Genomic DNA, 14947 nt, shown 5'->3' on the forward strand with positions numbered 1-14947 from the left:
GATGGATGCTTTTGAGTACCTAGACGATTTATTTGAGCCGGTAGTGGTAACAGAGCTTGATGGCTCTATTGCTTATTACAACGCCAGTTTTTTGTCTTTTTTCAAGACGACGCCAAGGCTTATGCAAAAGCAAAAAAACCTGGTGGAATATCTGGGAATTATTATTCCGGACTTCAAAGAGTTTTTTGCCAGAGTGACTTCAGAGGGGCAGGCGATCACACCGGAGTTAAATTTCTTTTTTGAAGGTCAGATGAATACCCTGATTGTCAAAGGAGCAAAAAAGGAACTCGATTATGTCTTATTTGTTTTTAAAGATGTAACAGTTGAAAAGCAGCTTAATGATAAGTACCGCGCTCAGATGGAAGAGTTAAAGAATACATACGCTCAGGTGCTTCAGTTTGATAAGCTTAAGGTTATTGGGGAAATGACAGCGAATATTTCTCATGAAATTAATAACCCTCTTACAGTAGCAGTAGGTAACGCTGAACTTATTTCTTTTTGCCTGGAAACAGCTGACTTGAATAATCAAAAAGACAATATTGAAAAATACAACAATAATGTCAATCACTCATTGGAGAGAATCAACAAGATCATCTCTAACATGAAAGAGTTCTTGCACAAGAGTGAAGACAAAAAAGAATACAGTGATGCTAAAGAGATTATTGAAAAATCAATTGCCTTTACAGCGCCTTCGTTAAAAGACACGGCAATCAAGGTCAATTTAAATATTCAGGGTCCAGCACCAATTCTTTTAGTTAACAAAATTAAGGTTGAACAAGTTTTTGTTAATTTGATTCAAAATGCCATTGATTCTTTAAAAGAATCCAATGTTAAGGACCCGGTCGTATTCATTGAGTTGACAACAGAGAAGAGTGGAAACTTTATTCGCATTGATGTGAAAGATAATGGAACTGGCATCACGGACGAAAACCGCGAAAAGATCTTTAATGCTTTTTTTACGACTAAAGATATTGGAAAAGGGACAGGACTTGGGCTGTCTATTTCCCAGCAGATCATTCAGTCTCATCAAGGAAAATTAGACCTGGTTAATTCTGATAAAGGGGCCCATTTTAGGATCACTCTTCCGGCCATTGGAATTGCCGGTTTAGTGAATGGAAACTGGGAAAAGCTGATCAACGAAGGGGATAAAGTTGTCCGCGTTTTAGTTGTTGATAACGAAATTAATATTCTGAACCTGTGTATGAATTTTCTCTCCGATAGTCGTTATGCTTTTTTGGGGGCCTCAAGTGCAACTGAAGCTTTAAGGGAAGTAGAGCGTACACCTGTGCATATTATTATCACTGATTTTAAAATGCCGGAAATGGATGGAGAGAGTTTTATCAGGGAGCTCCGAAAACGCAATATCGAAGTTCCTGTTCTGTTTATGACATCGAAAGACTTTGTTGAAAAATACAAGAAAATGAAAGATGAGCTGGATTTAAAAGGGATCATCTTGAAACCATTTACCAGAGAAGAATTGGTTGGGGCCATTGGTGCAGTTGTAGATGAGTAATGCAAAAAGAAAATATGCTATTTTAGTGGTCGATGACGACCCGAAAATCAGGGAGCTGGTTCAGGCCTTCTTTTCTTTGCGAAGTGAAGAGGTGACCTGTGTGACGGCCGCTGATGTTCAGCAGGCGGGGTTAAAGCTTTCCAATCAAGACTTTGATATGATTTTGATCGACAATATCATGCCAGTGAAAACAGGGATTGATTACGCTCTTTTTCTTCGCCGTTCGATCAAGTATGCACGCACGCCAATAGTTTTGATGTCCGGGGCCTTGTCTCAAGAAGATGTTTTTAAGGCGATTGAAGGCGGGATTAAAGATATTCTGGTGAAGCCATTTACTCTAAAACAGTTGAGCGAGAAGATCACACCCTATATTAAAAAAGCTCTAACGAGCGATCCTGGGTAAAAAAAAAGCGGCAGTATGACTGCCGCTTTGAGTGTTAAGTCTTATTTTCCACCACGTTTGATAATCTCATCCATGATTGCAAAAAGCTGATCAGGAGGAAGAACACCTTCAATTTTAACTCCGTTTAGAAGAAACGTCGGAGTTGATCTGATGTTGAATGGAGTAGCTGCATTGATAATGCTGACAACTTTTGCTTTTGTCGCTGGATCGGCAACACATTTTGCGACATTATTTTTCTTGATAGCGTCGTCCAGGAAGTCTGGAAGTCTTTCCTGGTTGTGGAAGATTTCATCGTGAAGAGTGCCAAATTTTTCTGCCGGCATACAAGTTGCGTAATAAGCTGCACGACAAGCTTGTTGGTGAAGTGGTCTCTCCATTGACGGGTTACAGTTGTGATCTAGTGGGTAGAAGAAATACTGGATATTGATTTTTCCACCGTAACGAAGAAGCAGTTGAGGCATGATTTCAGAAAGGGCCTTACAAGCAGGACATTCGAAGTCAGAGAAAATCTGCATTTGGATCGGAGCATTTTCAGCTGTCGCGATCTTGTATTCAGATGGAGGGTTAGGCTCACCTAGTTTTGGAAGAGCGTAGTACTGTCTGATCAGGTCGTTGGCAACTGCAGAAATGTTCTCAGTCTTTTTATCAACACTTGATTTTGTGATAAAAGCAGCAACAAGGATAACGGCTGCAAACCCGCCAAGAATGGCAAAGTTTGGTTTGTAGTCTTCACTGTCTTTATAAAACATCCAAAGTGTAATACCTGAAACGACGTAATAAAGAGAACAGAAAGGACAAAGACCGCCAAGGGCGAAAAGTGAGTAGAAAAAGAGCACCACACACCCAAGCATGTTGATCATCAGGGCGAAGTACATTGTTTTTTCATAAGCTTCATTTTTGATGAAAAGGCCCAGCATAACCAGGGCACCAACGACAATCCCGAAAACAGAGATCGGAACGCCTGCGATGTTAGACATTGGTGAAAGAGTCGTCTTGTCGCAGTTAAAGTAACTGTTCAGGTTACAAAGAGAGCCTGATTCAAGCCCTGTTGGGAATTTAAGTTCAAAGTAGTGGCCGGTTAAGTAGATTGAAAAACCGATCATGAGAGCGCTCAGTACAAATAGAGCGATGGTTGTATTCATCGAGCTATTGTACACAGATCTTTTTGTCATAAGGTACTCCGTTTTTATTCAGGAAAATAAATATTCCAGTTTCGACTTGCTGTTTGATTTCTTCTGTAACTGTGAAATTTCGGGTCGGCAAATGTGCAAAGACCGCAATCTTCTACTACTATACCGGGGTAAGCGCTTTTTAGTTGCGCCTCTGAGACAAAAGAAAGATCAAAGTAAATCTTTCCATTGATTGTCTTAAAAGCTTCCTGGTGAAGTGGAAAATTGGCCAGGAAATCCTTTTGAACCTCATAATGACCCTGGCGGATATGAGGACCGATAAAAGCAAAAATAGGGTTGATTTCTTTAACCAGTTTATTGGTTAAAATATTTTGTGCCAGTCCTCTCCAGCCGGCATGGATGACAACGTGTTGGTCTTTGCCAATTAAAACAAGTGGCACACAGTCAGCAGTTAAAATTGCTTTAGGGGTTGTACTGTCGCCGATGATTCCGTCGCCAATTTGTTCCGGGCCACATTGCCCTTCAGAAAGAACGATATCCGAATGAGTCTGCTTAACTTTCAAGAAGTCCAGGTCAGGTCTTTCGTTAAACACAATGAAGCGTCCTCTTAAGAGGGGAGTTTCATAAGTGATGGCTTCGTTCATTGAGCGGCGTCCTCGCTTTTCTTTTTCGAGTACTCCAGCACTTTTTGGAAAAGTGGAGGAGGTGGAACTTCAAAACGAAGTTTTTCTTTAGTGATTGGATGAATCAGTCCCAGAACTTTGGCGTGCAGGAATGGATAAGGGTAACCATCAATGATTTCCTTATAGTCTGCTCCCAGTTTCATCATCTGCTCGTTTGGTGATCCGTAAGTAGAATCGCCGATGATTGGCATGCGCAGAATTTCAGAAGTGTGTACGCGGATCTGATGCGTGCGTCCGGTCTCAAGTTTGAATTCCATGTGAACATGTTTATCAAAGAGCTCCAGGACTTTATAGTTCGTGATTGCCGGTTTTCCACGAGTGGTTCCGGTTTTCATTTTTAAGCGATTGTTTGGATCGCGGCCGATATTGCTTTCAATAGTGCCGTAAGATTGGCACTTGTATCTCATAACCAATGCTTCATAGTATCGTTCAATGTCATGAGTAGAGAAAAGTAGAACCAGACCTTCATGGCAGGCCTGTGTTTTAGCAATAACCATGACTCCGCTTGTTCCTTTATCCAGGCGGTGGACAATTCCCGGGCGCTTTTGATCGCCGACACCTTGAATGTCTTTGCAGTGATAAAGAATGGCGTTGACTAATGTTCCAGTATAATTTCCTGGAGCAGGGTGAGTGACAAGTCCCGCTGGTTTATTAACAAACACCAGGTGTTCATCTTCATAAAGGATTTCCAGAGGAATGTTTTCTGGAAGTGCCGTTGAAGGCAGTAGAGGCGGAACTTCAACCTGAACAATAGCACCGGCCGGAGGCATTTTCTTTAATTCGATTTTCGCCTGAACCGGAGAATCTTCGCTTAGTGTGATTTGGTCTTTTAAAAAAAGATTTTTTAGAAAAGTACGGGAATAGCCTGTGACTTTCTCAGCTAAGTACTGATCAAATCGCTTATAGGTTTCCCTATCTTCATTCGTAATCGTGAAAGTTAAAAATTGTTCTGAGTCTTCTGCTGATGAATCGATTTGATCTTTTTCTAAGTCATTCATTATGGTTTCAGTTTTTTCATCCTTGCTACATAAGAGTTAGCAACGACTTCTGGTTTTAGCTTTAAGCATTTCGCGTACTGGAAAACAAACCCTCGGACATATACTGGCGCCGGAAGTTTTCCAAAGTCTTCTAGTTCAATACCTTGAAGGTAGAGACGAGAAACTTTAGTCATATCGCTTAAGCGGTCAAGGTCAAGATTTTTATATTCGCGGATCTTGCGCAGGAAATCTCCCGTGAACTCAGTTGCTTCTTCAATTTCTTTTTCAAAGTCAGCATTGATCACGTAATCAAGAGCAAATCTCTTTTGAGTGACAAGTTTATTTACATTTGTTGCTGTAGATGAAGCACTGTCTGAGCCAGTCGATTGTGAGTTGAGAGTAAAATCTGCACTTGGAAGCACTGACGAGGCACTGCTCACCTGATGAGTCGGCATCACTTCACGTTCAATTCTCAAAGGGGCCACGCGGTCAGAAAGAGAGTTGTAGCTTAGTGAGCTGAAGTCGCGGTTAAGTCCACGGGCTTCATCGTAGCGCTTTCTTTTTGTAGGGTCAGAAAGAATTGAATAGGCCTCTTCCACCATTTCCAGGACGTTTCTGCATTCTTCCGGGCTCATAAGCGAGTAAAGAGCGATTGAGTCCGAAGAATAAGCTGCTTTTGCTCTCTGGTAGCTGTGGTAGATTTCTTCCGAACGAGCATTGGCCGGGATTTCTAAAACTTCATAATAATTTTTTAAATCAGACGTCGGATTATTCATAAAACTCTTTTGGGCTAAAAAAATAAATAATTAGATTAATTAATGTTTAATAAACGATGAATGATGCGGTCAAAGTTATTGACCAGAGTAGAGTTAGGGAACTCCATCAGAAGAGGCTTTCTCTTCTTCACACTCTGCCAAACTGTCGCATCGTAATCAAGGTAACCAACATAATCTAAGTTGATACCGAAATATTTTTTACTAATCAGCTTCATCGAGAAACCGATATCAATATCAGACTGAGTTCTTACCTGGTTAATAATCAGCTTTGGCTGAAGACGATTGATCTCCGAGCGAAGCTTCTGACCGACAACTGGGTTGATTTCAATCACACGGTTGATTAAGTCTGCAGGTGTAGAGTTTTGAGAAAGTTTAGCGTTCATTGCCTGGTCAATCAGTGGCCCGATTTCCAGAAGCTCTTCGGCCATCTTTAACTTTCTATGGTAAACCGTTTTGATGAAACGGTATGAGTTCTCAATTGATGTCGGCTCAGGAAGAGTCGTAATGATTCCCTGATCGGCCGAGATAAAGAAGTCGATTGTGTTAAAAGTTGTCCCCGCACCAAGATCTAATAAAACGTAATCCACTGGCAGTTCGCTGAACTGAGCTAGAAGTTTCGCTTTATGCATTTGTTTTAGGTTGGCGATTCCTAAATCATCCTGAGCACCAGAAATGATGAAGAGGTTATTGATCGCTGTAGGGGTTAAAAGTTCAGTTAAAGTCCTGACTTTTTTAGAAAGATAGTCAGATAGGGTCTTTTCTGGGATAGGAACGCCCAAGCAAGTGTGGAGATTCGCTCCCCCTAAGTCCAAATCGATAGCCGCTACCTTATGTCCCATCAGGGCTAAGCAGATCGCTAAATTGGCCGTCACAAGGCTCTTTCCAACCCCACCTTTACCACCACCGATGGCCCAGATTTTTTGTTGCCCTTGGGGCGACAAATGTGTTTGAAATTCGCTACTTAGACTACTTTGGTCGTTATTATTAAACACTAGATTCCATCCTAAATTATCTACGGCAATAACATTCAATTGTATTTGCAATAGATATTATAGGGATAAAAATATCGGATTGGTAAGCGAAAAAATAGCAAAGTGGTTGATTACATTATTGTTGTAATTAATGCAGGGAGATTTACTCTTGTCACGTCTTAAGTTAGTCTTAAAAACGATAAATTAGATACTTGAAAGGAATAGGCGACTTGCATACTAGGTTTTTGTAAGCGGCCTCTGACTTAGGAGCCTTAAATGGGTCAAGTGAATATGTCACAATTTAGAATCACATCGCCACTGCGCTTAAGAACTGATCTGCACTTAACTCGCAAAATTTGGCACATCTCTACTGGTCTTGCAGGTCTTGTTGCGTATAAGAAATCAGGCATTTCTGTAGATAATGTTGCTTACATTCTCTTGGCCTTTGCCGTTGCTGCTTTCTTATTCGAATTCTTGCGTTTAAGAAATCCAAAGGTGAACCAAGTTGCCATGCTTCTTATGAAGCCAGTAATGAGGGAGTCGGAGAGGAACTCAGTAAGCGGGTTACCTTTTTATGCTCTAGGTGTCTCTCTTGCGCTTTTCTTCTTCCCTGAGCGCATCGCTATTCTCGCTATTTTATTCTTAATCTTTGCTGATCCTATCGCTTCATTCTTTGGAATCCTTTACGGAAGAGACAAGATCCTTCCAAATAAGTCACTTCAAGGAACGATTGCAGCTTTCTCAGTTTGTTACTTAGCAACTATCGTGTACGGATTGATTTATGTTGGGCCAAGCACACACCTTTTAGTGTTTGCTATCATGGCCGGAATTATCGGTGCGATTTCTGAGATGTGCTCTCAATTTGTCGACGACAACCTATGTATCCCAGTTGTGTCTGGACTAGGTCTTTACCTGGTGAACTTCATCGTTCCCCTGTTCTAAAAAACTAAATAGCATTTTTAATATCGGTATCAGGTTCGAGGCGTTCAAAATTTTTGATCGCCTCGCTCATGGCCATGTCTTCTATCTCCGGGGCCTTTCCACGAAGAAGAGCATCCATCATGCGAATGCGCTCAGAGAGTGAAACACTCGTTAGGAAGATTTCTTTAAGCTCCACATCTTTTAAAACCAAGAGACAAAGGTTGTTGATGAGTCTTGTGGGCGAGTTCATTTCTTTTAAAAAACGCTCGCGCTCTTTGGTGCTGGTGATGTGGCGGTTGAGCCAGTTTTCTAAAATCACATGCAGGCGTCCGACTGAGTCGTCGAGAATGACGGCCTGGTCTTGAACATCGAAGTAGTCTTCGACTTGAAAAATAGGAAAGGGAAGATGCTGTTCTTGAATGAGAAGCTTTACTCGTGCGAGCCCTTGCACCAAAACGGTCATGCTTTTGTCGTCATTGTGTTCTAAAAGCAAAATGCGTCCAACTGTTCCAATCTTATTAGCTCGCAGGCTTGGGTGATAAAAGGCCAGGTGTTGACCTTGCTCATAGCACTCCAGGAGAACATCCTTTGAAATCCCATCGTTCACCGTCAGCGGAATCACCGTCTGCGGAAAAAAGACGTTGTTGAATAAATAGAGGGTTGGGAAAGAGTGCTTCATGACACTATTTTATCAGAGGGGCTAAAAACACTGTAATTCATGCTTACTCCCTTGAAATCTCATGCCCCCCCTGAGAGAATATCGCCAATTCTTAGAGGATTTATGATTTATTATTTAACTCCTTCGGCCCACAGAACAATTTGGGGTGGACAACATTTAGAAAGTTTAAAAAACCTTCCAGTTTTAAGAGGAGCGGATCCCTATGGTGAGACGTGGGAGATTTCAGTTCATCCTCAAGGGCCAAGTTTTTGTCAGGGAAAAAAACTAGAAGTTTCAACTCATGCTGAACTGCCTTACCTGGTTAAAATTCTCGATACATCAAAAAATCTTTCTGTTCAGGTTCACCCTGATGATGAATACGCTCGCATGCATGAAAACAGCAGCGGTAAAGCTGAATGTTATGTCATTATCGCTTGTGAAAGAAAGGCGATTTTATACCTGGGAATGAAGCCCGGAGTGACCAAAGAATCTTTCCTCCAAGGTTTAGAAAATAAGAAAAATATGAGCGAGTATATGAATGCTTTCGAGGTTAAACCTGGAGACTTTTTCTTTACTCCTCCTGGATCAATTCACGCTATCGGCGCTGGTATTACCATGGCCGAAGTTCAACAGAGCTCGGGAATCACTTACCGCGTCTGGGACTGGGACCGCCTGGATTCCGCAGGGAAACCGAGACAACTTCACGTGGAAAAATCACTAGACGTTATCAATTTTGCTCCAGAGGCCAACACAAAAGAATTTTTTAAATTCACTGAAAATATTTTTAATCATAATGGCGCTAAGCTTTTAGCTGAGCATCCGGATTTTAAATTAACACTGGTGAATTTGAAGAAGGGACAAAAAATGTCGCTTCCGTTATCTCAATCCAAAAGGCTTCCTTCGATTTTAAATCTGCAGGGGAAATTGTCAGTGAATAATCATCTGGTCGAAGCTTACAATTCTGTTTTACTAAAAGGTGAGACGGAGTTGAATGTTATCGGAGTGGATGAGACGTCGTTTCTTTTCATTCAGTAAAAATTAAAAAAGCCTTGCCTCATTGGGGGAAAAGACAAGGCCTTGATACCGCTTTTCGATGGGGGGGGGATAAGCGGTGTTAACTATTTTTTCTCGCAAGTTAATGGGTATGTCACTTCGTGCCCAGTTCTCGATTTGATAATGATGTAGTCATTAACATCAGAGAAGCTGTTCGTATCTGCAATATGGATTGTGTGTTTCTGGTTTTCGAAATCCACAATTTTAGTCAATCCCATTTCATTAGATTTTGTTCTTCCTACCACAGAAGCTAATTCTCTTTTTGCATGAGAATCAAATTCATTGAAGAAAGTTACTTTTTTATCACTTACTTCAAAGATTTTATTCATACGTGGAGTGTGGCAAAGGATGCTTGCTTCTACTTCAGTGTTGAATGTTAGTAAGGCTAAAAATGTAAAAACTAATGCTTTCATAACGTACTCTCTTTTGAGGTTTGTTACTTATACATAGAGCAAGGGGAATGCCAATTTTGAGACTGTGTATTTTAGGGGTTAGAGAGGGGAGGGTGTCTAAAGATTTACGGCCGTCTAAAAAAGTGACAATTTTTTAGACGGCCAGGTAAAGATTACTACTTAGAAGGAATAAGCTCAAAGGCCATAAAAAGCGTTCTTTGGGTCTTTCCGAAGTTGTTATCGCTAACGACGACTAATGACCTATTCCCATTGGCCAGAACTGGTCCAAAGGCGATTCCTTCGATATTATCCAGCTCCTTTATAGTCATTTGTGGGATGAAGTCATCCAGGTCGGCAACCAGCTCTTTTTCAACGGCTACGAAACTCTGATCTTTTAGAGACTCCATCTTAGAGATGTCTGTGGTCTTATCAGTGATTGTGCATTTAAAGATGCGGATAACGTTTTTATTGATGAAAGGAATCCAGCTGCGCTCCATTGTATAGAAAGTCTTATCATCAACAGCAGCGATATCAACCAGACCATTTTCTCCAGTTGTTAAATCTGCTTTTTCTTCAGACTTCTCAGCTCCTGGAGCGGCCTTGATGGCCTCTACCTTATCTAATTGGTAAGCGATTTCAGTTGTTGGTTTTAGGTCTTTATAAAGAATAATGCGCGTGTGAGAGCTATAAGAGATCGTTGTGATGGGGCCATCTTGAAATAAGGCCTCTTCGCTTCCCATATAAGTTGTCTTTCCATCAAGGCTTGTAGAAAGAGCTTCAAAAGAGTGGTTGTCGCGTGAACCGTAAAGTTTATCAGTGTGCTCTTTTCTTGGAAGCAGGAATTTTTCTGGAATAGAAATCATGCCGACAAAATCGCCCATGCGGTTAAAGCGGTAAAGCTCTGGAGGAGTTGGTTTCGTGCGATTAATAGCGCCTTCTGAGCTAATAAGAACATCGTTTCCGTAAAGGGCGATCCCTTCAAAATCGGCTTCGCCTTTCTTAAAGAAATTGCCGGCCTTATTTTTTAATCTCACTACGACAGCAGGTTTAACTGAAAAAGATTTTTCTGTTAAAGCGATATCAAATTCATAAAAGCGCGTTTCATTCACCAGTGATTTATCATCGCTCACAGCGAGCATGCGCTTTTTATTTTTGTCATAAGCGATCCCTGAAAGACCACCTATTTCAGTTTTTGCAAACATCTCTCCTGTGGGAAAAGTCACATCTCCGATAAAGCGAAGTTTATCGGCAGCATAAGAGTAGTTGAGAGTTGTAATAAGAGAAAACGCCAGGAGAGTTCTAACTGTTTTAGTCACATTATGTCCTTGTGGTAAGCCCTAATATAGCGGTAAAATATTAACCACAAATACCTCCTACGACAAAGAGTTTATATGCGAAAAATCACTCTCAAATCTTCATTACTTTTGTGTTTTTTATTTATTGGTAAAAACACTTATGCCGGCCCTCAGGAAGAGTTTCAGAAAATCATTAAGAAACATCACTTCGCTGAGTCAACTCTTGGTTTATATGTTGAAGATGACGGGAAGAAAATTGTCGATATCAACGCGGGAAAGTTGATGGTTCCAGCTTCACTGACAAAAGTGGTAACGGGCGGAGCGATTCTTACCAAGCTTCCACTCAATATTAAATTTGTCACTGAGCTATGGAGCAAAGCACCTATTGAAGGAGAGAGCCTGAAAGGGGCCCTGTGTTTAAAAGGTGGAGGAGACCCGTCTTTTGTTTCAGAAAAAATGTGGTACCTGGTTAATGAATTCACTCGCAGTGGAGTGAAAACAATTGAAGGTGATATCCTGATTGATGCCAGCCGCTTTGATTCAGAGCTTTTTGATTCTGGAAGAGATTCTGTGCGCGTAGACCGCGCTTACGATGCACCTGTGTCTCCGGTTTCTTTTAACTGGAACAGCGTCAACGTCTATATTCGCCCGGGACTAAAAGAAAACGATCCGGCCAGAGTTTTCCTTGACCCGATTAATGACTATCTTGAATTAGAAAATAAAACGAAGACCGTTGCTAAAAGTGGTGTGAAGACTATTGATGTCTCACGTGTGAAGCTGGGTTTAAGAGACAAGATCATTATCACTGGAAGCATTTCTCAAAATGCAAACGAAGCCGTTGTTTACAAGAGCATTTCAAATCCATCTCTGTGGACAGGGCATCACTTAAAGCAGTTCCTGTTACAACGTGGAATTACAGTTAAAGGAAACATCAAAGAAAGCGAGTGCGAGAGCGATTCAAAAGTTCTGGCAAAAGTCGACTCAAAATACCTTAATGAAATGACCAGTGACATGCTTAAGTTTTCAAATAATTTTGTCGCGGAGATGCTGGTTAAGAACCTGGCGGCCGAAGAAATCACGAAAGGAAAAGGCGCTTCAATGAAAGATGGCATTGAAAGCATCAAGACTTATTTAGACAAGTTGGGTCTTAATAGAAAAGATTATGTTTTAGAAAACGTTTCAGGTCTAACTCGCGACAATCGTTTCACGGCCAAACAACTGGCCTTAGTTTTAACGAGTATTAAAAACGACTTCCTGATCTTCCCAGAATTCCTTTCAGGGCTTCCTATTGCCGGAGTTGATGGCACGATGAAAAATCGTCTTAAGACTCAGGACTTTAGTTTAGTGCGTGCAAAGACCGGTTATCTTGACGGAGTGGTGGGACTTGCAGGATATGTAGGAAGAAAAGATAATTCCCCTCTGATTTTTGTCTTTATGTTTAACGGTGGTTTCGATCAGGGCCTAGCGGCCAGACCACTTTTTGATGCCCTTATTTCAGAGCTTTTTAAATTGTAGGTAAATATATGTCATTAGCGCAAAAAAGAACGCAGACACTCTCGCGTGAAGAATTAAAAAATGTTTTAGCTGTTGCCCGCGGAGAGCAAGCCGCGGATCTCATTATTAAAAATGTAAAAATCCTCGACCTGATCAACGGATCAACTTTTGATTCAGCGATTGCGATCGTAGGAAAAACGATTGCGGGTATCGGTTTAGAGTATTTGGAAAATGATATCCCAAAAGCTAAACGCTACCTGGATGCAGAAGGAGCAGTGGCCGTTCCTGGTTTTATCGATGGTCACTTGCATATTGAATCCTCAATGATGAACCCTTTTGAGTTTGAGCGCATGACTCTTCCGATTGGAACGACGACAGCGATCTGTGACCCACACGAAATCACCAACGTTATGGGCGACAAAGGGTATTCATGGTTTCTGCGTTCATCTGAATTAATGCACCAGAATCTTTTCGTACAAACCTCTTCATGTGTTCCGGCCCTTCCGGGATTCGAGAGCAACGGGGGAGAGTTTAAGTTAGAAGAGATGCTTAAGTATAAGCAACACCCTAACGTTTTAGGATTGGCGGAAATGATGAACTTCCCGGGAGTCATCAACGCAAACGATGCCGTTTTAGATAAGATCGAAGCTTATTCAGATTACAACCTCGATGGGCACTCGCCACTTGTTCGCGGAAAAGCACTGAACGCTTACATCGCTGCCGGCATTCAAAACTGTCATGAGACAGTGACGAAAGAAGAAGGTTTTGAAAAACTGCAAAAGGGAATGGCGCTTATTATCCGCGAAGGATCTGTAGCCAAAAATATTAAAACTCTTGCTCCACTGGTGAGTGAATTCAATTCAACTCAGTGTCTTCTGTGCACAGACGATAGAAACCCATACGAAATCCTGGAAGAAGGACACATCAACTACCTGATTAAAAAAATGATCAACGAAATGAAGATGGAGCCGCATATTGCTTATCGCCTGTCTTCATATTCAGCAGCAAAACATTTTGGGTTAAAGAGACTGGGATTAATTGCTCCAGGTAAACAAGCTGACATCGTTTTACTCAATGACGTTCGTTCCGTTGATATCAAAGACGTACTAATCGCTGGAAAAAGAGTGGCGGAGTTAAAACTCGATGATTCAATCAATGAGAAGTTAACAAAGTCTCTTCCACCGTTAGAAAATACAATTAAAAGAAAGCCACTTAAAGAAAGTGATTTTGCTTACAACTTAAAAGCTGGTAAATACAACGTGATTGAAATCGTTAAAGATGAAATTATCACTAACCACTTAGTCGTCAACTACGATGGAAATAAATTTGACCAGGACGACATTCTTTTCATGGCCAACATCGAACGCTACGGTTCTGAATTAAAACCGGCCCTGGGACTGGTGAAAGGAACGGGATTAAAGAGAGGAGCTATTGCGGCTTCTGTCGCTCACGACTCGCACAACCTAATGGTCATTGGCGCTTCTCTTGAAGATATGGTGACAGCAGTTAACGCTCTTATCGCTTCAGGTGGAGGATTGTGTGTGGCCTTGGATAAAAAAGTCACGGGCATTTTAGAGCTTCCTCTCGCTGGTCTTTTAAGTTTAAAAACAGGGGGAGAGCTCTTCCACGATATTAAAAAATTAAAGAGTGCTTACAAAGAATGTGGAGTCATCCTTGATGAACCATTTATTCAGATGGCCTTCCTTGCTCTACCAGTTATTCCAAAATTAAAACTTACTGACCGCGGTTTATTTGATGTGACGACATTCTCGTACATTTCACTTGAGGCGAAATGAACTGGTACGTCTACGTCATCTTAACAACGAAGGGAAAACTCTACACGGGAATTTCCACTGATCCTGAAAGGCGCTTTGTCGAACACCTCTGTGATGTGAAAAAAGGCGCCAAGTATTTCAGGACAGATTCTCCGGTGATGATTGTTCACCTGGAAGAGTTTGAAACGATGTCAGAAGCTCTAAAAAGAGAAATTCATATTAAAAAATGGCCGGCACAAAAAAAGCGCGCCTTAATCCCTAAGGATTTTCATGCAGAAGTTTGAAGAGCTTTTTCAGGAAAAAATTGAAGCTGTTCTTGGAACAAAGGACCCGGCCCACGACCTCGCTCACGTGAAGAGAGTTGTCACTGTGGCCAAACGCCTGGCCAAAGAAGAAAGCGCTGATGAAAATATTGTTATTCCTGCGGCCTGGCTTCATGACTTAGTGAATCTTCCTAAAAATCACCCTGACAGAAAGAGAGCTTCTGTTTTAGCAGCTGATGAGGCCATCGCTTTTTTAAGAAATATGGGTTATCCCGAAAAATATTTCCAAGGCATTCACCATGCCATTTGTGCTCACAGTTTTTCTGCGGCCATCAGGCCTGAAACAATTGAAGCTCAGATTGTCCAAGATGCAGACCGCCTGGATGCTTTAGGTGCTATCGGGCTTGGGAGACTTTTTTCTGTCATCACTCAACTCCAAAGACCCTTTTATGATGTCGTTGATCCTTTTGCTGAAAAACGCTCTCTGGATGATAAGTCATACGGAATTGATCATATACATATTAAATTGAAGTCAATTGCCAATACGATGAATACAGAATCGGCCAAAGCTGAAGGTAGAAGGAGAATGGACTATATTGATGGGTTTTTAACTCAATTGAAGTCTGAAGTTTATTTTTAACTC

Annotated in this window: 16 protein-coding genes; 8 read left to right on the plus strand and 8 right to left on the minus strand. The window is 41.4% G+C overall.

Annotation, left to right across the window (positions count from 1 at the left end):
• The first annotated feature begins 1 nt into the window (after nt 1).
• The gene (locus tag AC6JA8_RS02760) at nt 2–1513 is read left to right on the plus strand and encodes a hybrid sensor histidine kinase/response regulator (protein ID WP_497975662.1); all 1512 of its coding nucleotides are present in this window, start codon (nt 2–4) and stop codon (nt 1511–1513) included.
• A complete protein-coding gene (locus AC6JA8_RS02765; protein ID WP_497975663.1) occupies nt 1506–1916 on the plus strand; it encodes a response regulator in 411 nt (136 codons plus the stop codon). The genes AC6JA8_RS02760 and AC6JA8_RS02765 overlap by 8 nt, the downstream gene beginning before the upstream one ends.
• Before the next feature lie 41 nt (nt 1917–1957).
• Here the strand turns inward: AC6JA8_RS02765 and AC6JA8_RS02770 are convergent, their stop codons facing one another.
• Genes AC6JA8_RS02770 through AC6JA8_RS02790 form a run of 5 tightly spaced genes read right to left on the minus strand, consistent with a single transcriptional unit; the run spans nt 1958 to nt 6474 of the window.
• Nucleotides 1958–3088, minus strand: a complete 1131-nt coding sequence (locus AC6JA8_RS02770) for a vitamin K epoxide reductase/DsbA family protein (RefSeq protein WP_497975664.1) — start codon at nt 3086–3088, stop codon at nt 1958–1960.
• Between the two features lie 14 nt (nt 3089–3102).
• Entirely contained in the window at nt 3103–3690 is a 588-nt protein-coding gene (locus AC6JA8_RS02775; protein WP_497975665.1) for a purine nucleoside phosphorylase YfiH/LACC1 family protein, read from the minus strand.
• Nucleotides 3687–4727, minus strand: coding sequence for an RluA family pseudouridine synthase (locus AC6JA8_RS02780; protein WP_497975666.1), 1041 nt, complete (start codon nt 4725–4727; stop codon nt 3687–3689). Before AC6JA8_RS02780 ends, AC6JA8_RS02775 begins: the two co-directional genes overlap by 4 nt.
• The gene (locus tag AC6JA8_RS02785; RefSeq protein ID WP_497975667.1) at nt 4727–5482 is read right to left on the minus strand and encodes a helix-turn-helix domain-containing protein; all 756 of its coding nucleotides are present in this window, start codon (nt 5480–5482) and stop codon (nt 4727–4729) included. The genes AC6JA8_RS02780 and AC6JA8_RS02785 overlap by 1 nt, the downstream gene beginning before the upstream one ends.
• Nucleotides 5483–5517: 35 nt before the next feature.
• Nucleotides 5518–6474, minus strand: a complete 957-nt coding sequence (locus tag AC6JA8_RS02790; protein ID WP_158649538.1) for a P-loop NTPase — start codon at nt 6472–6474, stop codon at nt 5518–5520.
• 255 nt (nt 6475–6729) lie between these two features.
• Here AC6JA8_RS02790 and AC6JA8_RS02795 point away from each other — a divergent pair, with 255 nt between their 5' ends.
• On the plus strand, nt 6730–7395 hold the full coding sequence (locus AC6JA8_RS02795; RefSeq protein WP_497975668.1) for a diacylglycerol/polyprenol kinase family protein: 666 nt from the start codon (nt 6730–6732) through the stop codon (nt 7393–7395).
• 4 nt (nt 7396–7399) lie between these two features.
• Here the strand turns inward: AC6JA8_RS02795 and AC6JA8_RS02800 are convergent, their stop codons facing one another.
• Nucleotides 7400–8053: an LON peptidase substrate-binding domain-containing protein gene (locus AC6JA8_RS02800; RefSeq protein ID WP_497975669.1), complete on the minus strand. Its 654-nt coding sequence runs from the start codon at nt 8051–8053 to the stop codon at nt 7400–7402.
• Between the two features lie 102 nt (nt 8054–8155).
• Here AC6JA8_RS02800 and AC6JA8_RS02805 point away from each other — a divergent pair, with 102 nt between their 5' ends.
• Nucleotides 8156–9067: a type I phosphomannose isomerase catalytic subunit gene (locus AC6JA8_RS02805; protein ID WP_497975670.1), complete on the plus strand. Its 912-nt coding sequence runs from the start codon at nt 8156–8158 to the stop codon at nt 9065–9067.
• 83 nt (nt 9068–9150) lie between these two features.
• On the opposite strand, the gene AC6JA8_RS02810 is transcribed toward AC6JA8_RS02805, so the two are convergent.
• The gene (locus AC6JA8_RS02810; RefSeq protein ID WP_102242345.1) at nt 9151–9498 is read right to left on the minus strand and encodes a hypothetical protein; all 348 of its coding nucleotides are present in this window, start codon (nt 9496–9498) and stop codon (nt 9151–9153) included.
• Nucleotides 9499–9653: 155 nt separating this feature from the next.
• A complete protein-coding gene (locus AC6JA8_RS02815; protein WP_497975671.1) occupies nt 9654–10793 on the minus strand; it encodes an esterase-like activity of phytase family protein in 1140 nt (379 codons plus the stop codon).
• A gap of 75 nt (nt 10794–10868) precedes the next feature.
• Between AC6JA8_RS02815 and dacB the strand changes: the two genes are divergently transcribed.
• Genes dacB through AC6JA8_RS02835 form a run of 4 tightly spaced genes read left to right on the plus strand, consistent with a single transcriptional unit; the run spans nt 10869 to nt 14944 of the window.
• Complete coding sequence (dacB, locus tag AC6JA8_RS02820) at nt 10869–12287, plus strand: D-alanyl-D-alanine carboxypeptidase/D-alanyl-D-alanine endopeptidase (RefSeq protein WP_497975672.1); 1419 nt, start codon at nt 10869–10871, stop codon at nt 12285–12287.
• Between the two features lie 8 nt (nt 12288–12295).
• Nucleotides 12296–14062 (plus strand): adenine deaminase, encoded by a 1767-nt coding sequence (adeD, locus tag AC6JA8_RS02825; RefSeq protein ID WP_497975673.1) that lies wholly within the window; start codon nt 12296–12298, stop codon nt 14060–14062.
• On the plus strand, nt 14059–14325 hold the full coding sequence (locus AC6JA8_RS02830) for a GIY-YIG nuclease family protein (RefSeq protein WP_497975674.1): 267 nt from the start codon (nt 14059–14061) through the stop codon (nt 14323–14325). Before adeD ends, AC6JA8_RS02830 begins: the two co-directional genes overlap by 4 nt.
• Nucleotides 14312–14944: an HD domain-containing protein gene (locus AC6JA8_RS02835; RefSeq protein WP_497975675.1), complete on the plus strand. Its 633-nt coding sequence runs from the start codon at nt 14312–14314 to the stop codon at nt 14942–14944. Before AC6JA8_RS02830 ends, AC6JA8_RS02835 begins: the two co-directional genes overlap by 14 nt.
• Nucleotides 14945–14947: the final 3 nt, after the last annotated feature.

This window comes from Bacteriovorax sp. HI3, from assembly GCF_059738875.1.